Origin of the sequence: Rhizobium sp. RU36D (genome assembly GCF_900176345.1) — a bacterium.
Lineage (GTDB): Bacteria > Pseudomonadota > Alphaproteobacteria > Rhizobiales > Rhizobiaceae > Allorhizobium.
The window spans coordinates 107,616-127,220 of record NZ_FWXU01000007.1 but is presented as its reverse complement, the minus strand read 5'-3'; the positions used below and the strand labels follow the sequence as shown (position 1 = coordinate 127,220).

Sequence of the window (19,605 nt, the reverse complement as noted above, 5' to 3'; positions counted from 1 at the left end):
GTCATGCAATCGCTCCTCTGCCCGTTCCGCTCCTGGCGAGCCGCCAGCCATCGAAGCGCATCAATTCCTGGAATTCGATCGGCCGCGCGGCGATCAGCATGTCGCGTGACTTGAGCACCTCATCGACCTCGCCGGGGTGGCACATGACGACGGCGCCATCCGGCAGGCGCGCGGCCAGAGACCGCAAGGTCGGAGCAAAGCTGGCAGGCGAGCCCCATTCATAAAAGCCGGCCAGCGGCCCCCTGACGACGAACCCGGCGGCCGCCATCTCCGCATCGAAACCGCGGGCGAGAAGCGCCACGACGGCGACCTTGGTCTTCATGTTGAAACCATCCGCGAGCCCAGTCACCGGAGCGCCGCGTAGCCAGGGCGTCCCCGACGAGACCAAGTGAAACCGTCGCCGCGTCAACCATAGGCGCACCCCCGGCAGGAAGTGCACATGCTGATGGCCATCCAGATAATCCGGCATGCGCCCCATGGCCTGGACAAAGGCTGCGAGCTGCGCATCCAGTTCGCGAAACAGCGCCGGCAGGTCGACTCCACCGGTATAGCTTGCCCGGATCAGGCGGCTGAGCTTAGGCATGGGTCCGGTCCCGAGGGGGCCGACACCGCTCAACGGCTCGAAATCCGTCAGCGTCAAATGCAGGCCCACGGCGACATCGCTCGCCTCCGGCATCGCCTTCAATTGCCTGGCCGCCTCAGGCCATTCCGGAAACAGCGTCATGCATCCCGTCCCAGACAGCCGACCGGCCGCGATCAGTGTCCTGATCGCATTGTTGATGCCGGGCGCCAGCCCATAATCGTCGGCAACCAGGACGATGTTCTGAGGCATCGGTGTTGACGGAGCGGTCTCGGTCATGACGATCTATCCGGTCCGTGGATACGCCTGACGATGTAGAGCGGGCGGTCCTTCACCTCGCTGACCGCGACCCAGATATATTCGCCCAGCAAGCCCAAAAGCGCCAGATTGAAGCCCCCGAGCACCAGTACGGCCACCATCAGGCTCGGATAGCCGGGCACGTCGATACCGTGGAACATCACCTCGAACAGGATCTTCAGGCCGTACAGCATCCCGGCCAGGCCGATCAGCACGCCAACACCGGACAGCACCCGCAAAGGCAGCACGGAAAACGAGGTGATGCCCTCCAGCGACAAAGCGACCAGGGCAAGCCGCGACCATTTGCTGGTGCCAGCATGTCGCGCATCCGGGGTGTAATACACGCCTTCCTGCCGGAAACCGGCCCAAGCATAGAGACCCTTGTTGAACCGCCGCTTGTCGCGAACGGTTAGAAGCGCATCGGCAACCGACCGACGCATGATGCGGAAATCGCCGGCATTTTCCGGGATGTTCACCCGCTGGCGGGAATTGATGATCCAGTAGAAGAACCTGCCGGCAATCGCCTTCTTCAGCGACTCGTCCATGCGATCGTCGCGGATCGAATAAACGACATCCAGTTCGGGATCGGCCATGATCTTGTCGATCAGTTCCAGGCAAACCGAATAGGGATGCTGCAGGTCGGCATCGACCATCAGCACAAAATCGCCGCGGCTCTGCTCGATACCGGCAAAAAGCGCGACTTCCTTGCCGAAATTGCGGCTGAGCTCAACGATCCGCCAGTTGCCACTCAGATATTCCCGATACCGTGCGATACTGTCGTCGCTGCTGCCGTCATCGACCAGGATGACTTCGAGATCGAGCCCGTGGCGCGTCTTGACCTCTTCGCCCAGCTTGCTGGCAAAGGCTGCAAAATCGGCGGCTGAATCGCGCTCATTGAGGAAGGGCGCGACGACAGTCAGGAGGGCCATTCACGTCTCCGGTGACAAACATGCTTTCGTCAGGCTCTATAATGACAGAGGCGCACAATAGCCAGCGTCTTGGTTCATAGACATCCTTCCCCACCTCCGCTCTAGCGGGATGAGGGGCTTAACCTGTGCTGCAATATCGGATAGATCGCGGTGCGTGAAACAGGATGGATCAGCATGGAACAAGAGCGACCATTACAGGGCAAGGCCGTCCGCTTTCTTATTGTGGGCGTCGGCAACACGCTCATCGATTTTTCGATCTTCGGCCTGCTGATCCATGTCGGCCTGACGGCGCTGCTCGCCAATCTCGTCGCCTGGCTGATCGCGGTGGTGTTTTCCTATGTCGCGAATGCCAACTGGTCGTTTGAACGGCGCGTCCGCCATCTCCCAGCGCTGCTCCGCTTCGTCGCCAGCGGCGCACTCGTTTCGCTCCTGGTGTCTTCGCTCGCCGTCGGTGTGTTGACCGGTTTTATCGGTCTCTGGCCCGCAAAAATTGCAGGCACGATTGTCGCAGCGATCCTGAATTTCGTCGCGGCGCGGTGGTCGATCGAAAACAAGCTCGCGCGCTGAGGAATTACCGGCCCTGCGGCTTCACCATGGTGACCACGAACGGCCACTGCCGCTCTCCGTCGAAGCCCTCGATCGTGAAGGGCCGCGTGACTGCATCCGGCTTGCCCTGGGTCAGCAGGGTCGCAAGTGGAAGGCATGCCTCGTCGCCAGCGCGGCAGATCACCATAAGCCCGCGACGATCGATCTCGGCTTTATCCATATGGCCTTTCGCGATTTCAAGCGAGTTTGCTTCAAGCGTCAGCGGATGATGGCGCGAGTAGAAGGACATGGAATTGGCGAGAATTGGCTCGCCGGCCACGACGAAACCTGGCGCATCGCCTGCAGTCTCCACCCAAAACTCATCCAGCGCCGCACTCATGCGCGCCACGGGCACGGTCATATTGCGAATATCGCTCCCGCGTATGCTCTCCTTGTAGATCGGCGCCGCTACCAGGAGGGCAACCATATAGATGCCGACCACGACCAGACCACGCCGGAGATAGCGGCCGATGAGATCAGGAGGTAGCAACAGGCCGACCAAGAGAAGCAGCGGCACGTAAAGCGGCAGAACCCAGACGACGCTCAGGTCCGCCCCGGCGGCGAAGGCAAGAATGATCGTCAGGATTGTCGGGAGGATACCGAAGGCGAGCAGCGCCCGACCCGTCACTGTCTCTCGAAGCTTCCTCAGGCCTTCCAACCACACAAGGGGATAGCCGTCATTTGGCGCCCGGAGCAGGACTGCCAGACCGACGGCGGGCAAAAGATAGACCGCCATGCCCGTCAGGAACAGCACCAGGCTTGTTGCGATGAGCACCAGAGACCCGTCGCCCTGGGACGCGGCATAGGTGATCGGCCGGAAATCGTTTTGAAAGAGCCAGATCGCATGTCCTGAGAACACCGCAATCGACGCCACCGCGGTGATCAGACCGAACCAGGACAACAGGATCGAACGTGCCTGCCGGTCGACAAGTGCATGGATCAACAGGGTAAAGACCAGCACGGCAGAATGATATTTGGTCAGCATCGCCACGCCGGTGAGCGCACCCAGCACCACCGCATCATACCAGCGCTGCCGCTCAAGCCCCCGCAGGTAAAACAGGAAGACCGCTGCCCAGACCGGAGTCATGGCGGAATTGGCGTTGTATTTGATAGCCTGAAACGACAATGGCGGAATGAGCACGGCCGCCAGAATGACGAAGAGCTGATAGTCGGGACCGCCATAGCGCAAAGCGATGCGCCAGAGACAATAGAGCGCCACAGCCATATTGAGCGAGGCAAACGCATAATAGGCGAAATCGGTATGCGGCATGACCGAAAACCAGGCCGCGACGGCCCAGGCGAAAAACGGCGGGTGCTTGAAATATCCCCACTGCCAGAGCACGCCCCAGGCGTAGTTCTCCGGCATGTCGCCCCATTCGTCGAGATTGAAGCGGGACCAGTCAGCATGGAGCGTCAGAACGACGGTGAAAATGGCAATCGTCGCCAGCAGTGCCTTCGTCTGCCAATTCTGGCGCCATCCACCCCTTTCTTGCATTCACGGCACTCCGTATCATCAGCCGCACCGTCGGTGATTTCGACAGTGCGCTACCCCGTCTATCCGAAGAGGCTCTTCAGCGCGAGCCTGATTGCCGGCAGACGGTGTTAATAAATGTTGCGACGCCCAACCTCCGTGGGTGAGCGGCAACACTTCTACTCAAACACCGACCATCCGGTGCGGCTTGCCAGCATCTCCAGGGCGGCCGAACCCAGCGCAGAATTGCCGACCTTGTTGAGGCCTGGTGACCATACGGCAATGGATGCCTTCCCCGGCGCAATCGCCAGAATGCCGCCACCGACGCCGCTCTTTCCCGGCAGACCCACGTGATAGGCGAAATCGCCCGAGCCATCGTAATGGCCGCAGGTCAGCATCAGCGCATTGATACGCCGCGCCCTGCGATTCGACACAACGGAATGTCCGCTCATCGCATCCCGGCCGCTATTGGCGAGAAACAGACCGGATCGCGACAGCTGCCGGCAGGTCATGGCGAGCGCACATTGATGAAAATAGACGCCGAGCACATGGTCCACAGGATGCTGGAGATTGCCGAATCCGCGCATGAAATTGGCAAGCGCCCGGTTGCGATAGCCCGTCGCCTGCTCCGACGCGGCAACCGCGTCGTCGATGCCAACAGTCTCGTCATCGGCGAGATAGCGAACGAAACGCAGGATCTCGCCGATCGCCTCGCGCGGCGCATGGCCGGCCAGCACCATGTCGGTGACAACGATGGCACCGGCATTGATGAAGGGATTGCGCGGAATACCCTGCTCCTGCTCCAACTGAACGATCGAGTTGAAGGCAGACCCCGAGGGCTCCCGGCCGACGCGGTTCCAGATGGTTTCACCGGCCTTGCCCAGCGCCAGCGTCAAGGTGAAGACCTTGGAAATGCTCTGGATTGAGAAGGGCACAGCCGCATCGCCGGCCGAGAACACCTCTCCGCCAACGGTCGTGATGGCTATGCCAAACTGCGCTGGATTGACCCGCGCCAATTGCGGAATGTAGTCGGCGACCTTGCCTTCCCCAATCCGGGGCGCAAGATCGGCATAGATGTCATCGACAACAGACTGTAGGTCCATGGTGTCTCCTGCGGCGGATGCCATACGCCATATTCAACGACAGATGCTGCAGTGCAAATAAAAAAGCCGCCCCGAAGAGCGGCTTTTCCATAAAATCAAGATTCTATTAGCGCGAATAGAATTCGACGACCAGCTGCGGCTCCATGACGACGGCGTAAGGCACGTCGCTCAGGCCCGGAACGCGAGCGAAAGTCGCGACCATCTTGTTGTGATCGACTTCGATGTAGTCCGGAACGTCACGCTCGGCGAGCTGCACCGATTCCAGAACGGTGACGAGCTGCTTGGACTTCTGGCGAACTTCGATGACGTCGCCGGCCTTGCAACGGTACGAACCGATGTTGACGCGAACGCCATTGACAGTCACGTGGCCGTGGTTGACGAACTGACGCGCAGCAAAAACGGTCGGAACGAACTTGGCGCGATAGACGATCGCGTCGAGACGCGATTCGAGCAGACCAATCAGGTTCTCCGAAGTGTCGCCCTTGCGGCGGTTGGCTTCGTCATAGATGGCGCGGAACTGCTTCTCGCGCAGGTCGCCGTAGTAGCCCTTGAGCTTCTGCTTGGCGCGCAGCTGCACGCCGAAGTCCGAAAGCTTGCCCTTGCGGCGCTGGCCGTGCTGGCCGGGGCCGTATTCGCGACGGTTGACCGGGGACTTCGGACGACCCCAGATATTTTCGCCCATGCGGCGATCGATTTTGTACTTGGATGCAGCGCGCTTGCTCATCGCATTTCCTTCTCAAGATGTTAGACCGGTCCGTTGCCAAACCGATCGAGGAAACACGCCCTCCTCTGATCCTCTTTTGGAAGATCCGACAGGTCTCTCACGTAACGCGTACGGACGAGGCCACGGGACATGTCAAATAAAACACCGGGCGTTGCCGCCCGGCGTTGGGTGGTGCATTAGTCAGATGTCATCGAATTGTCAACCACCAAAACTCCCGCTTCTGGTTCGCGCGGAACTGTCAGCTGCGTTTGGTCGAAGCCGATGCGATCTGCGGCTCGCTCTGCTTCAGCTTCAGCGGGCCGCGCTTCAGCCATTCGTCGAGATGGGCGCTCCAGCCATAGCTAGACGCACCCGGGCGGCTCATGCCGAACCCATGCCCGCCGGCAGGCAGACGCACGAGTTCGACCGGAACCTTGGCGCCTTCACAGGCGGACTTCATGATTTCGCTGTGATGATAATCCGCGATCGGGTCATCCGCCGCATGCACGAGCAGCATCGGTGGCGTCGACTTGTTGACATGCGTATTGACGGACCATTCCGCCACCGCCTGCGCCGTCGCCTCAAGGCCGACCATCTGCCGGCGAGTCGAGGTGCGGTTATAGGGATCGCTAAGCGAAATAACCGGATAGACAAGGGCGGCCCAGTCGGGACGCGCCGACAGCTTATCGGCCTCGTCAACCGGATTGTAGGACTGGAAGTCTGACCGGACCGAAGCCAGGCCCATCAGATGGCCACCGGCGGAAAAGCCGAGCACGCCGATATTGTTCTTGTCGATCTTGAATTCGCTGGCCTTGGCGCGAATGAGCCGCAAGGCGCGTTGCGCATCCTGCAAGGGGCTGAGCGGGCCGGCCTTCCAGCCCTCGCCCGGCAATCGATAGGTCAAGACGAACGCGGTGATGCCCCGTGCATTCAGCCACTCGGCCGCGGGCCTTGCCTCGCCCCCCAGCGAGATTTGCCGGTAACCGCCGCCGGCAGCCACCAGGGCTGCAACGCCGTTCGGCTTCTTGGGCGTATAGACCCGGATCGTCGGTACATCGATATTGCTGCGAGCGCCGAAATTCGTCTCGATCATCTGGCCTTGAGGGCCGCCGCCACCCGGGGGCTGGCTGGTCCAAAGGCGCATTTCGTCATTTTCGGCATGCACTGCACTGCTCCACAGCAAGGCGAACAAGGTCGCTGCTCCGATGAGGCTCCGACGAGTCATCATCCGGCATATCTCCGTAGGTAAAAATGCAATCGGACGGGCATGTTTCCCGGCGATTTACTAATATTCATTGAAGGCCGCGTGACAAATGCCATCTTTCGCGGCGACGCTGTTCCGCCCCATCAAGGCCAAGAAATCATCGCGGTGTACCACCCCTGCCACAGTTTTGCCGGTTCAGAGGCCCGTAAAGACATCTGAGCAGCGTTTCCTCGTCGGTTCGGTAAGGTTATGCTGGACGCTCCTTTCTTATGTGAATCGGATAATTTCATGACCGAAACTGTTGTGGACCGCCTTTTTCGCTATGTCGTGATCGACACGCAGTCAGACCCGACCTCCTCAAGCCAGCCGTCAACGGAAAAGCAGAAGGACCTGGGTCGGCTGCTGGTGAGCGAATTACTGTCTTTCGGGCTCGATGATGCCCATCTCGACGAGCATGGCAATGTCTACGCCACGATCCCCGGCAATACGGAAAAGACCGTGCCGGTGATCTGCTTTTGCTCGCACATGGACACCGCACCGGATTTCACCGGGACCAATGTCAAACCGCAGATCGTGAAAAACTATCAGGGTGGCGATATCCGGCTGACGGGCGACACCAGCCAGGTGATCCGCGTTTCCGACAACCCGGAACTCGCTCACCAGATCGGTCACGACATCGTCACGACGGATGGCACCACACTGCTGGGCGCCGACGACAAGGCCGGCATCGCCGAAATCATGACCGCCGCCCGCTTCCTCATCGACAACCCCGACATAAAGCACGGCACCATCAAGATCCTGTTCACGACGGACGAGGAGATCGGCCGTGGCGCCGACAAGGTCGACCTGACAAAACTCGGCGCGCAATTCGCCTATACGCTCGATGGCAGTACCGTGGGTGAGATCGAAAACGAGACCTTCTCCGCCGATGGCGTGGAGATCGCCATCACCGGCGTCGCCATCCATCCCGGCACCGCCAAGGGCAAGATGGAGAATGCCATCAAGATCGCAAGCGACATTGTCGCCCGCCTGCCACGCGACATCACACCGGAAACGACCGAAGGCCGCGAAGGCTTCATCCACCCCACCGGCATTTCAGGCTCGATGGACAGCGCCCGGATCAGCCTGATCATCAGGGACTTCGAGGAAGAGGGCCTCAAGACCAAGGAGGCACTGCTGGAGGACATCACCCGCGAAGTGATGACGGCCTATCCCGGCTCAAGCTACAGCTTCAAGGTCCGCGAGCAGTATCGCAACATGAAGGTGGTGCTGGACCGGCATCCGGAACTCATGGCCAATCTGGAGGAAGCCACGCGCCGCGTCGGGCTCACGCCCAAGCTGACCAGCATCCGCGGCGGCACGGACGGTTCGCGCCTGTCTTTCATGGGCCTGCCCTGCCCGAATATCTATACCGGCGGCCACGCCTATCACTCGCCGCTGGAATGGGTCAGCCGCCAGGACATGGAAATCTCGGTCAAGACCATCGTCGAACTGGTGAAGATCTGGGAGGAACGGGCGACGGCCTGATCCGCCCCATGCTGAAAGGAAACCATGTCCGACGATCCCTTCGATCTCCAGCGCTTCGTGACCGCGCAGGACGCCGTCTGGTCCTCGGTCTTGCGCGAGCTGAAGGCAGGCCGAAAAGCATCCCATTGGATGTGGTTCGTCTTCCCGCAAATCAAGGGGCTCGGCTCCAGCCCGACAGCGATCGCTTATGGGATTTCATCACTGGCCGAAGCGCAGTCCTATCTGCAGCATCCCGTCCTGGGAAACCGCCTGCGCGAATGCTGCGATATCCTGCTCGACCTTGACGGAGTTACGGCCGAAATGGTTTTCGGCTACCCCGACGTCTTGAAGCTCAAATCATGCCTCACGTTGTTTGCCAACGCCGACCTGCGGGAGGAGCGCTTTACGGCCTTGCTGAACAAATTCCATGCGGGCGAAAGGGATGAACTAACCGTTGCCAGCCTTGTCCGACAGTAGAAGCTCACCCACATAATCAAGTCAGGCTGGACATCCGCATTTCCTGCCACCGAAACTCGCCATGACCTCAGCTTGCGATCCCAACGAAAATCAATCATCCACATCCTTTGCTGGATCCTGCAACTCGTGCTGCAACTCGCTCCAGAGGAGAAAATACATAGGAGAACCGGCGTCTCGGATCACGTCGAACGACCCATACGATTTAGCCATCAATAGGATTGCAATCGACCAAACATTTACCGCGAAAAAAGCAACACCTGTTATCGAAGAACTTAAAAGCATCAAGAACAATAAATTGGAAAATCCGGAATCATCGATGGGGCCGTCTCCAAATACAGAGACGCCCAGTATTATAGTAAAAGCAAAAACAGCAATGCAGCAAAAAAATCCGCAGACTGCGACAATTCTTGGCATCCTTTGATTCCCAAACTGCACGCGGCCATAGATGATACATCCATGTGCGCAACGGATAACCTATTTATTCCGCCGCAGACGCCATATCCGTTCCATCACCCGGAGCGTCGGCCGCACCTGGTGCCGTCTCGACCTGCATGTCCGGGAAGGCGACGATGCGCTTTCCGGAAAAATCCGTATGCACCACCACCAGGCCCTGTTCCTCGAAATAGCCGAGCAGGCGGCGCGCGCGGCGGGCGGAATGTGTGCCGTAGGCCCGAGCAATCTGCTGGTCGGAGGGACAGGGCTCGCCCTTGATCGCCGCTTTCGCCACCAGCAGGAACACGCCCTGAAGGTCATCCGACACCCGAGACGAAAGGTCCAGCGCCATGGCCCAGGTCTCACCGGAAGCCGTCTCCTCGTCCACGCCGGACCGGGAAATGGCCATGCGCCGACGAAACTCGCCCATCGACATCGGTGGACCGGGCACGCGGCGCATGCGGGCGCGAACCAGGAATTCCTGATAGAGCACCGAATCGGTGCGATAGCCGGCCTGGGGATCGGACAGGATTTCCTGCAGCACGGCCACCAGCCGCTCCTCACGCTCCTCGGCGGAGAGTTCCGGCGCGGAGGCACGCGGGGCGATGACCACCCCTTCGTCAGATGCGACAGGCGTCGAGCGCGACAATTCGGCCAGAATATCCGTGGTGGGGCGTGGGGCGGGCGGCGCACGGCGCACGATCGGCCGGGCAAACTCTTCCGGATCCGGCGTGAAGATCAGGTCTTCGACATCCTGAGGCGCATCCGGTAGCGGCATCAGCTTCGGTGAAGATGACCGCGCCGAGGTCTCGACATTGCCGATGACGATCGGCAGCGGCCGCCGCGACAAGGCCGGCCCCAGGGCCACGAAATTACCGCGCTTCAGGTCACGGAACATCTCCGCCTGACGCCGATCCATGCCAAGCAGGTCCGCTGCACGGGCCATGTCGATATCAAGGAAGGTGCGGCCCATCAGGAAGTTCGAGGCCTCAGCGGCCACGTTCTTGGCAAGCTTCGCCAGTCGCTGCGTAGCGATCACACCGGCAAGGCCGCGCTTACGGCCACGGCACATCAGGTTGGTCATGGCGCCCAATGACATCTTGCGCGCGTCTTCGGACACATCGCCGCCGACGGAGGGCGCAAACATCTGCGCCTCGTCGACCACCACGAGCACGGGATACCAATAGTCGCGATCCGCATCGAACAGCCCGTTGAGAAAGGCAGCCGCCGCCCGCATCTGCTGTTCGATATCGAGCCCCTCGAGCGTCAGCACGCAGGACACCCTGTGGCGGCGGATGCGGTCGGCAATGCCGGCGAGCTCTGCTTCCGTGCGTTCGCCATCCACGACCACATGGCCGTATTTGTCCGAAAGCGTCACGAAGTCGCCTTCCGGATCGATGATGACCTGCTGCACCCACTGGGCCGACTGCTCCAGCAATCGCCTCAGAAGGTGGGATTTTCCGGAACCGGAATTGCCCTGCACCAGAAGACGCGTCGCGAGCAGTTCCTCGATATCGAGCTTGGCCGGCGCGCCGCCCGAGACCGTTCCCATATCGATTCCGACCTGCACCTGTTGCACCTCTTCCAATGACATGACGGATCGAGACTCGTCATCACCGAGCTGTTTAGCAAATAAATGACGGAGAGCGGCAATGAAAGCCGCCTCCATCAACAGGCAATTCTGCACTTCATCCGCGAGAGTGATCGCAATGACCGCGAAAATCGCAGAGCCAGCACCGACGCGAGCAGTGGCTCGCGCCGGTGCGGGCTGGTAAACCGCTACAGCCTGATATCCCAGACGGAAAATCGCGGCGGCAGCAACAGATCGTCAACCTCTGCCACACCGATATCCCTCCGCATTCGGTTGGACATGTGGCGCAGCGAATTGTTTTGCCTGCGGCGCCGGAAGGCAACGCCCAGCAAAGCAAGACTCGTGCCCCAGACACCGAATTTCTGGCAAAGCTCGTCCAATGCCGCGTCAAGCGGCTCGACAACTATGGATTGTTCTTGATGCATGACTTTTCATGCCCGGTGCCACGCGGCAGCCAGGCCCTCTGATCGAATGAAAAATGAAAAGGACGCAGACCTAGGAACACGCGTCAGCGCGAACAGAACCTGCGGTTACAGCTTGAGAAAAGATGCCAAGTGGCTAGAAAGCCGAACGAATTCGTTCAGCGGGTGGTTCGCGATAGACCTGCACCGGATGCAATGGTCATGGAACCGTGTCCACCGGATCGGCGTGCAAGCACATAAACAATAGTCATGTTACGCCTCCCAAGGGTTGATCAGTGGACGACGCAGAGAATTACACAGCGCCGAGGCGGCGGCAAGCCCGCAATTCGCGATTGCAGACACAATGTCGCATCTGTGGCCATCGCGCAACACTGACCGCGATCGACGAACCATCAGGCGCGGCCAGTGGAAGCAGGAGGAAACCAGACGGGAGACTGGAAGGCTACAGTGAGCCTTCCTCTATCGGCGTAACCAGCAATTTGTCGATGCGTCGTCCGTCCAGGTCGATCACCTCGAAGCGCCAGCCGCCGGTTTCGAAATACTCGCCAAGCTCAGGAATACGCTTGAGCCCAGCAATGACATAGCCAGCCACAGTCGTGTAGTCAGGATCGCTATCGACCGGCACGCGGATCTGCTCGACAAATTCGTCGATCGGCATCCAGCCGGCGACCAGATAGGAGCCATCCTCACGCCGAACAAGATGAGGTTCCTCAGCCTCATGCTCGACAAACACGCCCGTGATGGCTTCGAGGATATCACCTGATGTGATGATGCCTTCGAAATGGCCGTATTCGTCATAGACCAGAACCATATGCAGCGGCGAAGCGCGCATGGCCTGGATGATGTCGATCGCACCCGCCAGATCGGAAACGATCGGCACTTCCGCGACGACGCTGCGCAGATCCACATTCGGGTCCTGCGATATGGCGTTGTAGAAATGCTTGACGAACAGGACGCCGATAATCTCGTCCGAATGCCCATCACGCACCGGCAGGCGCGAATGCTGGGTCTCCCGCAGGGTCTCCTTGATCTCATCAAGGCTGTCGTGAACGTCAATAACTTCAACATCGCGACGCGGCGTCATCAAACCACGGGCTGTGCGGTCTGCAAGCCGCATGACGCCAGAGATCATCGCGGACTCGCCGGTCTCGATCACGCCGGCACTTTGCGCCTCGGCCAGAACAGAGCGAATTTCCTCGTCGGTCACCGTGCCGGCCGATTCGCCCTTCTGGCCGAGCAGGCCCAGGACGAGACGACCGGAGTTATCGAGCAGCCACACCAGCGGCGCGGCAATGCGGGACAGCAGGCGCATCGGGCCGGCAATCCGTGATGCCACCGCCTCGGGGTTCCGCAGCGCAATCTGCTTGGGCACAAGTTCGCCGACGATCAGCGAAAGATAGGTAATAAGAACCACGACGGAGCCGACGCCCAAGGCGTCCGCAACGCCATCGGAAAGGCCTTGGGTCTCCAGCCACTGGGTAAGGCGCAAGCCGAGCGTCGCACCAGAGAATGCGCCGGACAGAACGCCCACGAGGGTAATGCCGATCTGAACTGTTGAGAGAAAGCGGCCTGGCTCCTCGGACAGGCTGATGGCCACGGCTGCACCACGATTGCCCTGTTCGGCGAGAACCTTCAGCCTGGCAGGACGGGAAGAAACAATGGCCATTTCAGACATGGCCAGAACACCATTAACGACGGTTAGAAAAACAACGATCAGTATTTCAGCGAACACGAGAGTTCCAAAGCTCCATTTGTTCGCCCGAAAGCGAACCCGGCCTCGTGTCTAGCACACCGCCCCGCGACTTTCCAAATGAGCCACGGCAATTTTACCGCAAGAGGAGACGAATTTCGCTTCAACCTGCGGCTATTCTTGGTTCAGACCGTTCGCATACCAAAACCCTGCATCAGCCTGCGGGTGGAGAAGTCAGGACGGCCTGAGGTAAAGACGGCCCGATCAAACTCCTCCGGATGATCCTCCATATCGGAGGCCGGCACGAGCCGGCGCGCCTGGCGCGCAATGGCTTCCGCGGGATCGAGCCAATCAACCGGCCACGGCGCCAGCCTGCGAAAAACATTGGCGAGGAACGGATAGTGCGTGCAGGCCAGCACGACGATGTCAGTCTTCAGCCCGTCCTTCTCAACGAAGCAGGGAGCGATCTCCGCAAGGATGTCCGCATCGGCCACGGCATCGCCCCGGATATAGGCCTCGGCCATGCGCGCGAGGTTTTCCGAGCCGACGAGCCGGACGTGACACTGGGAGGCGAACGACTGGATCAGATCACGGGTATAGGCCCGTCGAACGGTTCCGGGCGTTGCCAGCACCGAGACAAGGCCGGACCGGGTGCGCTCGGCCGCAGGCTTGATCGCCGGCACGGTGCCGATGAAGGGCACGCCGTGAAAGGCGGCACGCAGGTCGGCGCCCACGAGCGTAAAGGCGGTATTGCAGGCGACGATAACAGCTTCGGGACGATACCGCTCCAGCAAGTCCCCCATAAGCGTGACGATACGCTGCTTGAGCGGCTCCTCATCCCAGCCGCCATAGGGAAATCCCGCATCATCCGCCACATAGATGAAGCCACGCTCCGGCATGAGGACCCTCGCCTCCCGCAGCACCGTCAGGCCGCCGATGCCGCTGTCGAAAACCAGCACCGGCCTCCCATCACTCATGATCGGCTCCGCCATCCAGTTCGGCGTTCTCCGCGTCAAACTCGTCCAACGGCGCACCACTGCCACGAGGCCGCTTGCGGGAAAACCGGTCGAGGGAAGATATCACGCCGCGCATGACGCCAATTTCCTGGGAGGTGAAGGCCCTGCGAGACAGGACGGCCCTCAAGTTGTCCACCATCTTCGGCTTTTTCGGGGCCGGCCGGAAATAACCGCGCGCGTCAAGCGCCTCCTCGATATGCTCGAACAGGCCCACCACCTGGTCCTTGGTCGCCGGCATCTGGTCGACCGCCTGGAACGGCGTCGCCTCCAGATCCTCCATGCCGGATTTCATCCATTCATAGGACATCAGCAGCACGGCTTGGGCGATGTTGAGAGAGGCAAAGGCGGGGTTGACCGGGAAGGTGACGATTTCGTCGGCCAGCGCCACCTGCTCGTTCGACAAGCCGGATTTTTCGCGGCCAAACAGGATGCCGGTTTTCTCCCCCGCACGAAACCGCTGCCGCAGCGTTCCCGCCGCCGTTACGGGCGAACGCACGGCCTTGAACCCGTCGCGTTGCCGGGCCGTCGTCGCATACACGAAGTTGAGATCGGCGATCGCCTCTTCCAGCGTCGCGAAGACCGTCGTCTGCTCGATCACGTGGTTCGCATTGGATGCCGCCGACCGGGCCTTCTCGCTAGGCCAGCCATCCCGGGGATTGACCAGCCGCAGTTCGAACAGGCCGAAATTGGCCATCGCGCGCGCGACCATGCCGATATTCTCGCCAAGCTGCGGCTCGACCAGAATGATCGCCGGCCCCTCGGCCAGAAGTTCCCGTTCGCTATTGGTGCCAGCCATGACCTGCCCTTTTGAAAATCCGCGGTCCCATTGGCACAAAAACGGGGAGATTCAAAGGGCGTCAGTGCAAGCGTCGCACTATTGCGCCGGCGCGCCGGCACTCATCAGGTCGACATTGCTTTTCACCAGATCGGCAAAACGCGCTTTCACCGATGTCGACATCTGCCCCTTGTTGTAATCGGCATTCCAGAAATTATCGATCACATAACGTCCGTCTTCCTGGATGACGTGGAAGTACAGCGCCGGCTTCGTCATGTCAGGCTTGTTGCCCCAGCAGGATGAAACGTCGAAGAAAACCTCGACCGGCGTCACATCAGCGTTCGGTTTGCCGGCGACGATCTTGAGGCCCTTCATCTCGCAGGGATCCTGGCTGACGACCACCTCGTCCTGGCCGGTCATCATGCCGCCCATGTCGAGGAGTTCGTCGCTGAGTGCAGCCATGCGATAGGTCTGGACGAAGCTCAGGCTGTAGATCGATTGCAAAAGGACCTCGTCATAATAGCCATTTGCCTCGCTATTGCCCTCGATACCGTCAGCCACATTCATCAGGGTGACAACCGGATCGGTTGGCCCGGCGGCATGCGCCGCGCCGGCAGTCAACACCATCATGAGGACCAGCGACCGAAGGCTCATTGCGCATTCTCCTTTAGGGCTTGATGTATGCGTGTCGCAGGCCGGCATTACCGGGCGAGCGGTTGCAGCAGTGCTCTTAAAGAGTCGCGACCCACAAACTGTATGTCATCGATAAAGAATCGTTTTTCGCCGACCTCGTCGTCTTCCTGCACAAGCCGATATGTGACTTCGGTCACATCGTTCTTGCCCTCATACTCTCCGTCGTAGCACCAGCTAGCCTTGAACCGCACCTTGATGACGGTGACATCAGCTATTGTTTGTGGCGCATCATAGGTCACGTCCTTGGGCACGCAGCTTTCCTGCCCGCCCAGCACAGGATCGTGGTCGAACAACATGATGTCGTGTTCCTTGCGAAGCGCGATCAAGGCCTGCGCATAGGCATCAACGAACCCCTCGCTGAAATAGTTGAGAAGCATGCTGGCGGAAAAGTATTCGCTATAGACGGCGTCGGATGCCGACTCCACTCCGGCATTGTAGCTCGCCATGTCCACGAGAGTTTTCACCGGCTCGACCGGCTCGTTTGCCTTGGCAGGCAGACCCGCGACTATGGCGATAACAGATGCCTTAAGGAAAGTCCTGAGCATATTCATGGGCAGGCCTCAGCAGACAGGTTCCGACGCGTGGTCATTGAGTCGCGATCTTTCTCAATTCGTCCTTGAACGACTCACCGGAATTCCCGTCGACGACCACATACATGTCATCGATCACGGCCCGGCCGCGTTCCTTGACAACGTGGAACAACAGCACCCGGTCTTCCAGATTGGCCGGGTCATCGCCCAGGCATTTGCGGTTGTTGAACAGCGCCACGATCTGGCCGTCGCCATCATCCTCGACGCGGATGTTCTCGAAGGGGCAACCATCCTGGCCGCCGGCGATCGGATCGTAATCGAAGGGCGAGCCCGTGGTCTGCCCCTCCGGCGGATCATAGGCGGGGAACTTGGAGGCCTCGCGATAGGCAGCCGCAAAATCGGCGCTGAAAAGACGAGAAAGTCGTTTCTCGTCAAAGACATCTTCGGAGGTCGGATTGTTTTCCCGCCAGTTGCCGGCCGCAACGTTGATGAACTCCTTGACCGGCGTGGTCATATCGGCAGCGAAGGCCGGGGCCATGGTGAGGCCGGTAGCGAGGACGACGGCGGCGGCGAAGAGCTTCATGTCTGGGCATCCTGGAAGGCTGGTATTTTGCGCATGGCAATTTAGCCGAGGGGCGGCAAACCGCAAGGGCGGCAAAACGCCGGCGATACGGCCAAAGTTGGTATGACTTTGTCAATGAAAACGGGTTAGAGCGGAGCCTGCGCGCTTTCCGTTCCCGAAGCGGAATGCTATAGGCGCTGCCAGACAAGAAACAGGGACCCTCATCCCTCCCCCAAGCTGCGAGGATACCAATGGAAAAGATCAAGGTTGCCAACCCCGTCGTCGATCTCGACGGTGACGAGATGACCCGCATCATCTGGCAGTTCATCAAGGACAAGCTGATCCTGCCCTATCTTGACCTTGAGATCGAGTATTACGACCTTTCGGTTGAAAATCGCGACGCAACCAATGACCAGGTCACCGTGGACGCAGCACATGCGATCAAGAAGCATGGTGTGGGCATCAAGTGCGCGACCATCACGCCGGACGAAGCCCGCGTGAAGGAATTCAACCTCAAGCAGATGTGGAAGAGCCCGAACGGCACGATCCGCAACATCCTGGGCGGCGTCATCTTCCGCGAGCCGATCATCTGCAAGAACGTCCCGCGCCTGGTTCCCGGCTGGACCCAGCCGATCGTCGTCGGCCGTCACGCTTTCGGCGACCAGTACAAGGCAACCGACTTCAAGTTCCCCGGCAAGGGCAAGCTCACGATCAAGTTTGTCGGTGAAGACGGCCAGGTCATCGAGAAGGACGTGTTCGACGCCCCCAGCGCCGGCGTTGCCATGGCCATGTACAACCTCGACGAATCGATCCGCGAATTCGCTCGTGCCTCGATGATGTACGGCCTGATGCGCAAGTGGCCGGTCTACCTGTCGACCAAGAACACCATCCTCAAGGCCTATGACGGCCGCTTCAAGGACATCTTCGAAGAGGTCTACCAGACCGAATTCAAGGCCAAGTTCGACGAAGCCAAGATCACCTATGAACACCGCCTGATTGACGACATGGTCGCCTCCGCTCTCAAGTGGTCCGGCGGTTATGTCTGGGCGTGCAAGAACTACGACGGCGACGTCCAGTCCGACACCGTTGCCCAGGGCTTCGGCTCGCTCGGCCTGATGACCTCGGTCCTGCTGTCGCCCGATGGCCGCACCGTAGAAGCCGAAGCGGCCCACGGCACCGTGACCCGCCACTACCGCCAGCACCAGAAGGGTCAGGAAACCTCGACCAACTCGATCGCCTCGATCTTCGCCTGGACCCGTGGCCTCGCACACCGCGCCAAGCTGGACGACAACGCCGCACTGGCCAAGTTCGCCACCACGCTGGAAACCGTTTGCGTCGATACCGTCGAAGCCGGCTACATGACCAAGGACCTGGCGCTTCTGATCGGCCCGGACCAGCCGTGGCTCTCGACCACCGCCTTCCTCGACAAGGTCGACGAAAATCTCAAGGCTGCCATGGCTGCCTGATAGCCAAATCAGGATCGAAGTTGAGGGCCACCCTTGCCATGCAGGGGTGGCCTTTTTCGTGGCTGGTTTGAGCGCGCCGGCAATCAGACACGCATGCAGAGTCACGTGATGACTGCAGCCAAAGGCACGTCACGTCCGGTAGAACAACGCCGCCGGGCACCCACCGACGCAATTGATGATCGCGATGCTCGTGAAATATGAGCAGGACCGGGATAGCCTGCCTTTCGGACAGACCTAGACGAGGCGAACGGCAGCGACGCCTGAGAGCGCCGACTGCGGCGGGGTGGCTGTCAGGGCGCCCAGCGCTTCTGCGGCCCGGTCGACACCATCCGCAGCGCGGATGACGGTCACCCGGTCACGCCCGCTGCGTTTCGACATGTAGAGCGCATGGTCTGCGACGCCCATGGCCAGTTCCATCGAGCCCTCGGCCAGCAGGTCCGCGCAAGCGCCCATGCTGACGGTGAAACCGAACGAACCGCGGTCGGTCTCCACACGTCCCATGGAAATCTTCGACCTGAGTTTTTCGCACCAGCCGGCAACCTGCTCTTCGCTATGGCGGGGCAGCCACAGCGCGAATTCCTCACCCCCGATCCGTCCGAAGATCATCTGCGGCGATAGTTCCAGCTCGACCCAGCGGCAGAAGGTGGAAAGGGCAGCATCCCCAGCAGGATGGCCGTAACTGTCATTGATACGCTTGAAGTGATCCAGATCGACAAGCACCAACGCGCCACCACCAGCAGCCATCGAAACCTGGGAGCGGGCCAGGAATGCGCGGCGATTGAGGATGCCCGTCAGCGGATCCGATTCAGAGGCGGCGCGATAGGCGCGCTCCACGCGCTCCCGGACCAAGACGAAAATCGCCATGCCGGCGAACAGGGCATGTACGTAAAGTTCAAACGTATAATAGCCGAACCAGCCGGCCGGCGAAAAGCTGTCGGTTTCCTTGAGCGGCCGATAATAGGCCAGGGGAATGCGGGATAGATAGACAAGCGCGTGGGAGGCAAAGAACCAGATGACCGCATGCCGGGCCATCGACGCCTCGGCGAGGCGGCCTTTCCAGCCGGTATGGGCGATGACCACCGACAGCACGCTGACCATCACGGAAACCAAGACAATGCGTGCATTGATATCGTTGGTGAAGGCCGGAACACCGAAATACAACACGCCCCAGATCATCGGGGCCGGCAAGGCCAGCCACGCATGCGGCCGCCTTCCATCAAAAGCCCGCAGGCCGACCAGGAACAGGCCGGGGCTCGCCACAGCGAACAGATTGCCAAGGCCGATCGAAAACCATGCAGGGGCGACGTTGCGGAAGGCCAGGAAGAAGATGCCGATGGAACCGATCCAAAATGCGGCAGACCAGCTCAGCAGGTCCAACCGGTGCCGCTCCTTGACCCACATGGCCGTCACGAAGGTGGCGACGATTGCCGAGCCCGTGAAGAAGCAGAGCATCAGGGTCGGAATATGAAAAAGCTCTATCAACACCAAAGCCCTACGCAGAACGCCAATTTTCTAACAGCGAACGCTGAATAAATCGCAAAGATGAAACCCGGCCAGCATCACGGGCTCCATG

General features: G+C 60.1%; 20 protein-coding genes. 4 read left to right on the top strand and 16 right to left on the bottom strand.

Annotated elements, in window-relative coordinates; translation table 11 throughout:
• Window position 1: 1 nt before the first annotated feature.
• Complete coding sequence (locus tag B9A97_RS11045) at window positions 2-859, bottom strand: ChbG/HpnK family deacetylase (protein ID WP_244564183.1); 858 nt, start codon at window positions 857-859, stop codon at window positions 2-4.
• On the bottom strand, window positions 856-1,806 hold the full coding sequence (locus tag B9A97_RS11040) for a glycosyltransferase family 2 protein (RefSeq protein WP_084365383.1): 951 nt from the start codon (window positions 1,804-1,806) through the stop codon (window positions 856-858). Before B9A97_RS11040 ends, B9A97_RS11045 begins: the two co-directional genes overlap by 4 nt.
• A gap of 174 nt (window positions 1,807-1,980) precedes the next feature.
• Here B9A97_RS11040 and B9A97_RS11035 point away from each other — a divergent pair, with 174 nt between their 5' ends.
• A complete protein-coding gene (locus tag B9A97_RS11035) occupies window positions 1,981-2,373 on the top strand; it encodes a GtrA family protein (protein ID WP_084365382.1) in 393 nt (130 codons plus the stop codon).
• 4 nt (window positions 2,374-2,377) lie between these two features.
• On the opposite strand, the gene B9A97_RS11030 is transcribed toward B9A97_RS11035, so the two are convergent.
• The 4 genes from B9A97_RS11030 to B9A97_RS11015 all read right to left on the bottom strand — a co-directional run bounded on the left by B9A97_RS11030 (window position 2,378) and on the right by B9A97_RS11015 (window position 6,896).
• Window positions 2,378-3,886: a glycosyltransferase family 39 protein gene (locus B9A97_RS11030; protein ID WP_084365381.1), complete on the bottom strand. Its 1,509-nt coding sequence runs from the start codon at window positions 3,884-3,886 to the stop codon at window positions 2,378-2,380.
• A 155-nt stretch (window positions 3,887-4,041) separates the two neighbouring features.
• Entirely contained in the window at window positions 4,042-4,965 is a 924-nt protein-coding gene (locus B9A97_RS11025; protein WP_084365380.1) for a glutaminase, read from the bottom strand.
• 106 nt (window positions 4,966-5,071) lie between these two features.
• On the bottom strand, window positions 5,072-5,689 hold the full coding sequence (gene rpsD / locus B9A97_RS11020; protein ID WP_084365379.1) for a 30S ribosomal protein S4: 618 nt from the start codon (window positions 5,687-5,689) through the stop codon (window positions 5,072-5,074).
• Between the two features lie 238 nt (window positions 5,690-5,927).
• Window positions 5,928-6,896: an alpha/beta hydrolase gene (locus B9A97_RS11015; protein WP_084365378.1), complete on the bottom strand. Its 969-nt coding sequence runs from the start codon at window positions 6,894-6,896 to the stop codon at window positions 5,928-5,930.
• A gap of 264 nt (window positions 6,897-7,160) precedes the next feature.
• Between B9A97_RS11015 and pepT the strand changes: the two genes are divergently transcribed.
• Together pepT and B9A97_RS11005 are read left to right on the top strand one after the other, a co-directional pair.
• The gene (gene pepT, locus B9A97_RS11010; RefSeq protein ID WP_084365377.1) at window positions 7,161-8,399 is read left to right on the top strand and encodes a peptidase T; all 1,239 of its coding nucleotides are present in this window, start codon (window positions 7,161-7,163) and stop codon (window positions 8,397-8,399) included.
• A gap of 24 nt (window positions 8,400-8,423) precedes the next feature.
• Window positions 8,424-8,855, top strand: a complete 432-nt coding sequence (locus B9A97_RS11005; RefSeq protein ID WP_084365376.1) for a DUF1810 domain-containing protein — start codon at window positions 8,424-8,426, stop codon at window positions 8,853-8,855.
• Window positions 8,856-8,945: 90 nt separating this feature from the next.
• On the opposite strand, the gene B9A97_RS11000 is transcribed toward B9A97_RS11005, so the two are convergent.
• From B9A97_RS11000 to B9A97_RS10960, 9 genes are all read right to left on the bottom strand, one after another.
• Complete coding sequence (locus tag B9A97_RS11000; RefSeq protein WP_084365375.1) at window positions 8,946-9,269, bottom strand: hypothetical protein; 324 nt, start codon at window positions 9,267-9,269, stop codon at window positions 8,946-8,948.
• Between the two features lie 64 nt (window positions 9,270-9,333).
• Window positions 9,334-10,857 carry a helicase HerA domain-containing protein gene (locus B9A97_RS10995; RefSeq protein ID WP_084365533.1) on the bottom strand — a complete coding sequence of 508 codons (1,524 nt, stop codon included), beginning with the start codon at window positions 10,855-10,857 and terminating at the stop codon, window positions 9,334-9,336.
• 209 nt (window positions 10,858-11,066) lie between these two features.
• Complete coding sequence (locus B9A97_RS10990; protein WP_084365374.1) at window positions 11,067-11,303, bottom strand: DUF1127 domain-containing protein; 237 nt, start codon at window positions 11,301-11,303, stop codon at window positions 11,067-11,069.
• A gap of 439 nt (window positions 11,304-11,742) precedes the next feature.
• Complete coding sequence (locus tag B9A97_RS10985; protein WP_084365532.1) at window positions 11,743-13,017, bottom strand: hemolysin family protein; 1,275 nt, start codon at window positions 13,015-13,017, stop codon at window positions 11,743-11,745.
• 158 nt (window positions 13,018-13,175) lie between these two features.
• Window positions 13,176-13,967: a glutamate racemase gene (gene murI / locus B9A97_RS10980; RefSeq protein WP_179145269.1), complete on the bottom strand. Its 792-nt coding sequence runs from the start codon at window positions 13,965-13,967 to the stop codon at window positions 13,176-13,178.
• A complete protein-coding gene (locus tag B9A97_RS10975; protein WP_084365372.1) occupies window positions 13,960-14,802 on the bottom strand; it encodes an RNA methyltransferase in 843 nt (280 codons plus the stop codon). The genes murI and B9A97_RS10975 overlap by 8 nt, the downstream gene beginning before the upstream one ends.
• 78 nt (window positions 14,803-14,880) lie before the next feature.
• Complete coding sequence (locus B9A97_RS10970; protein ID WP_084365371.1) at window positions 14,881-15,435, bottom strand: hypothetical protein; 555 nt, start codon at window positions 15,433-15,435, stop codon at window positions 14,881-14,883.
• Window positions 15,436-15,482: 47 nt separating this feature from the next.
• Window positions 15,483-16,025 carry a hypothetical protein gene (locus B9A97_RS10965; protein ID WP_084365370.1) on the bottom strand — a complete coding sequence of 181 codons (543 nt, stop codon included), beginning with the start codon at window positions 16,023-16,025 and terminating at the stop codon, window positions 15,483-15,485.
• Between the two features lie 34 nt (window positions 16,026-16,059).
• Complete coding sequence (locus B9A97_RS10960) at window positions 16,060-16,587, bottom strand: hypothetical protein (RefSeq protein ID WP_084365369.1); 528 nt, start codon at window positions 16,585-16,587, stop codon at window positions 16,060-16,062.
• A gap of 230 nt (window positions 16,588-16,817) precedes the next feature.
• On the opposite strand from B9A97_RS10960, the gene B9A97_RS10955 reads away from it, so the two are divergent.
• Window positions 16,818-18,032: an NADP-dependent isocitrate dehydrogenase gene (locus B9A97_RS10955; protein ID WP_084365368.1), complete on the top strand. Its 1,215-nt coding sequence runs from the start codon at window positions 16,818-16,820 to the stop codon at window positions 18,030-18,032.
• Window positions 18,033-18,266: 234 nt separating this feature from the next.
• On the opposite strand, the gene B9A97_RS10950 is transcribed toward B9A97_RS10955, so the two are convergent.
• On the bottom strand, window positions 18,267-19,514 hold the full coding sequence (locus B9A97_RS10950; RefSeq protein ID WP_143530411.1) for a GGDEF domain-containing protein: 1,248 nt from the start codon (window positions 19,512-19,514) through the stop codon (window positions 18,267-18,269).
• Between the last annotated feature and the right edge of the window lie 91 nt (window positions 19,515-19,605).

Excerpts from the sequence above, each read along its gene's own strand:
- B9A97_RS11045 (WP_244564183.1), bottom strand. The coding sequence starts at position 859 with ATGACCGAGACCGCTCCGTCAACACCGATGCCTCAGAACATCGTCCTG.
- B9A97_RS11040 (WP_084365383.1), bottom strand. The coding sequence starts at position 1,806 with ATGGCCCTCCTGACTGTCGTCGCGCCCTTCCTCAATGAGCGCGATTCA.
- B9A97_RS11035 (WP_084365382.1), top strand. The coding sequence starts at position 1,981 with ATGGAACAAGAGCGACCATTACAGGGCAAGGCCGTCCGCTTTCTTATT.
- B9A97_RS11030 (WP_084365381.1), bottom strand. The coding sequence starts at position 3,886 with ATGCAAGAAAGGGGTGGATGGCGCCAGAATTGGCAGACGAAGGCACTG.
- B9A97_RS11025 (WP_084365380.1), bottom strand. The coding sequence starts at position 4,965 with ATGGACCTACAGTCTGTTGTCGATGACATCTATGCCGATCTTGCGCCC.
- rpsD (WP_084365379.1), bottom strand. The coding sequence starts at position 5,689 with ATGAGCAAGCGCGCTGCATCCAAGTACAAAATCGATCGCCGCATGGGC.
- B9A97_RS11015 (WP_084365378.1), bottom strand. The coding sequence starts at position 6,896 with ATGATGACTCGTCGGAGCCTCATCGGAGCAGCGACCTTGTTCGCCTTG.
- pepT (WP_084365377.1), top strand. The coding sequence starts at position 7,161 with ATGACCGAAACTGTTGTGGACCGCCTTTTTCGCTATGTCGTGATCGAC.
- B9A97_RS11005 (WP_084365376.1), top strand. The coding sequence starts at position 8,424 with ATGTCCGACGATCCCTTCGATCTCCAGCGCTTCGTGACCGCGCAGGAC.
- B9A97_RS11000 (WP_084365375.1), bottom strand. The coding sequence starts at position 9,269 with ATGCCAAGAATTGTCGCAGTCTGCGGATTTTTTTGCTGCATTGCTGTT.
- B9A97_RS10990 (WP_084365374.1), bottom strand. The coding sequence starts at position 11,303 with ATGCATCAAGAACAATCCATAGTTGTCGAGCCGCTTGACGCGGCATTG.
- murI (WP_179145269.1), bottom strand. The coding sequence starts at position 13,967 with ATGAGTGATGGGAGGCCGGTGCTGGTTTTCGACAGCGGCATCGGCGGC.
- B9A97_RS10975 (WP_084365372.1), bottom strand. The coding sequence starts at position 14,802 with ATGGCTGGCACCAATAGCGAACGGGAACTTCTGGCCGAGGGGCCGGCG.
- B9A97_RS10970 (WP_084365371.1), bottom strand. The coding sequence starts at position 15,435 with ATGAGCCTTCGGTCGCTGGTCCTCATGATGGTGTTGACTGCCGGCGCG.
- B9A97_RS10965 (WP_084365370.1), bottom strand. The coding sequence starts at position 16,025 with ATGAATATGCTCAGGACTTTCCTTAAGGCATCTGTTATCGCCATAGTC.
- B9A97_RS10960 (WP_084365369.1), bottom strand. The coding sequence starts at position 16,587 with ATGAAGCTCTTCGCCGCCGCCGTCGTCCTCGCTACCGGCCTCACCATG.
- B9A97_RS10955 (WP_084365368.1), top strand. The coding sequence starts at position 16,818 with ATGGAAAAGATCAAGGTTGCCAACCCCGTCGTCGATCTCGACGGTGAC.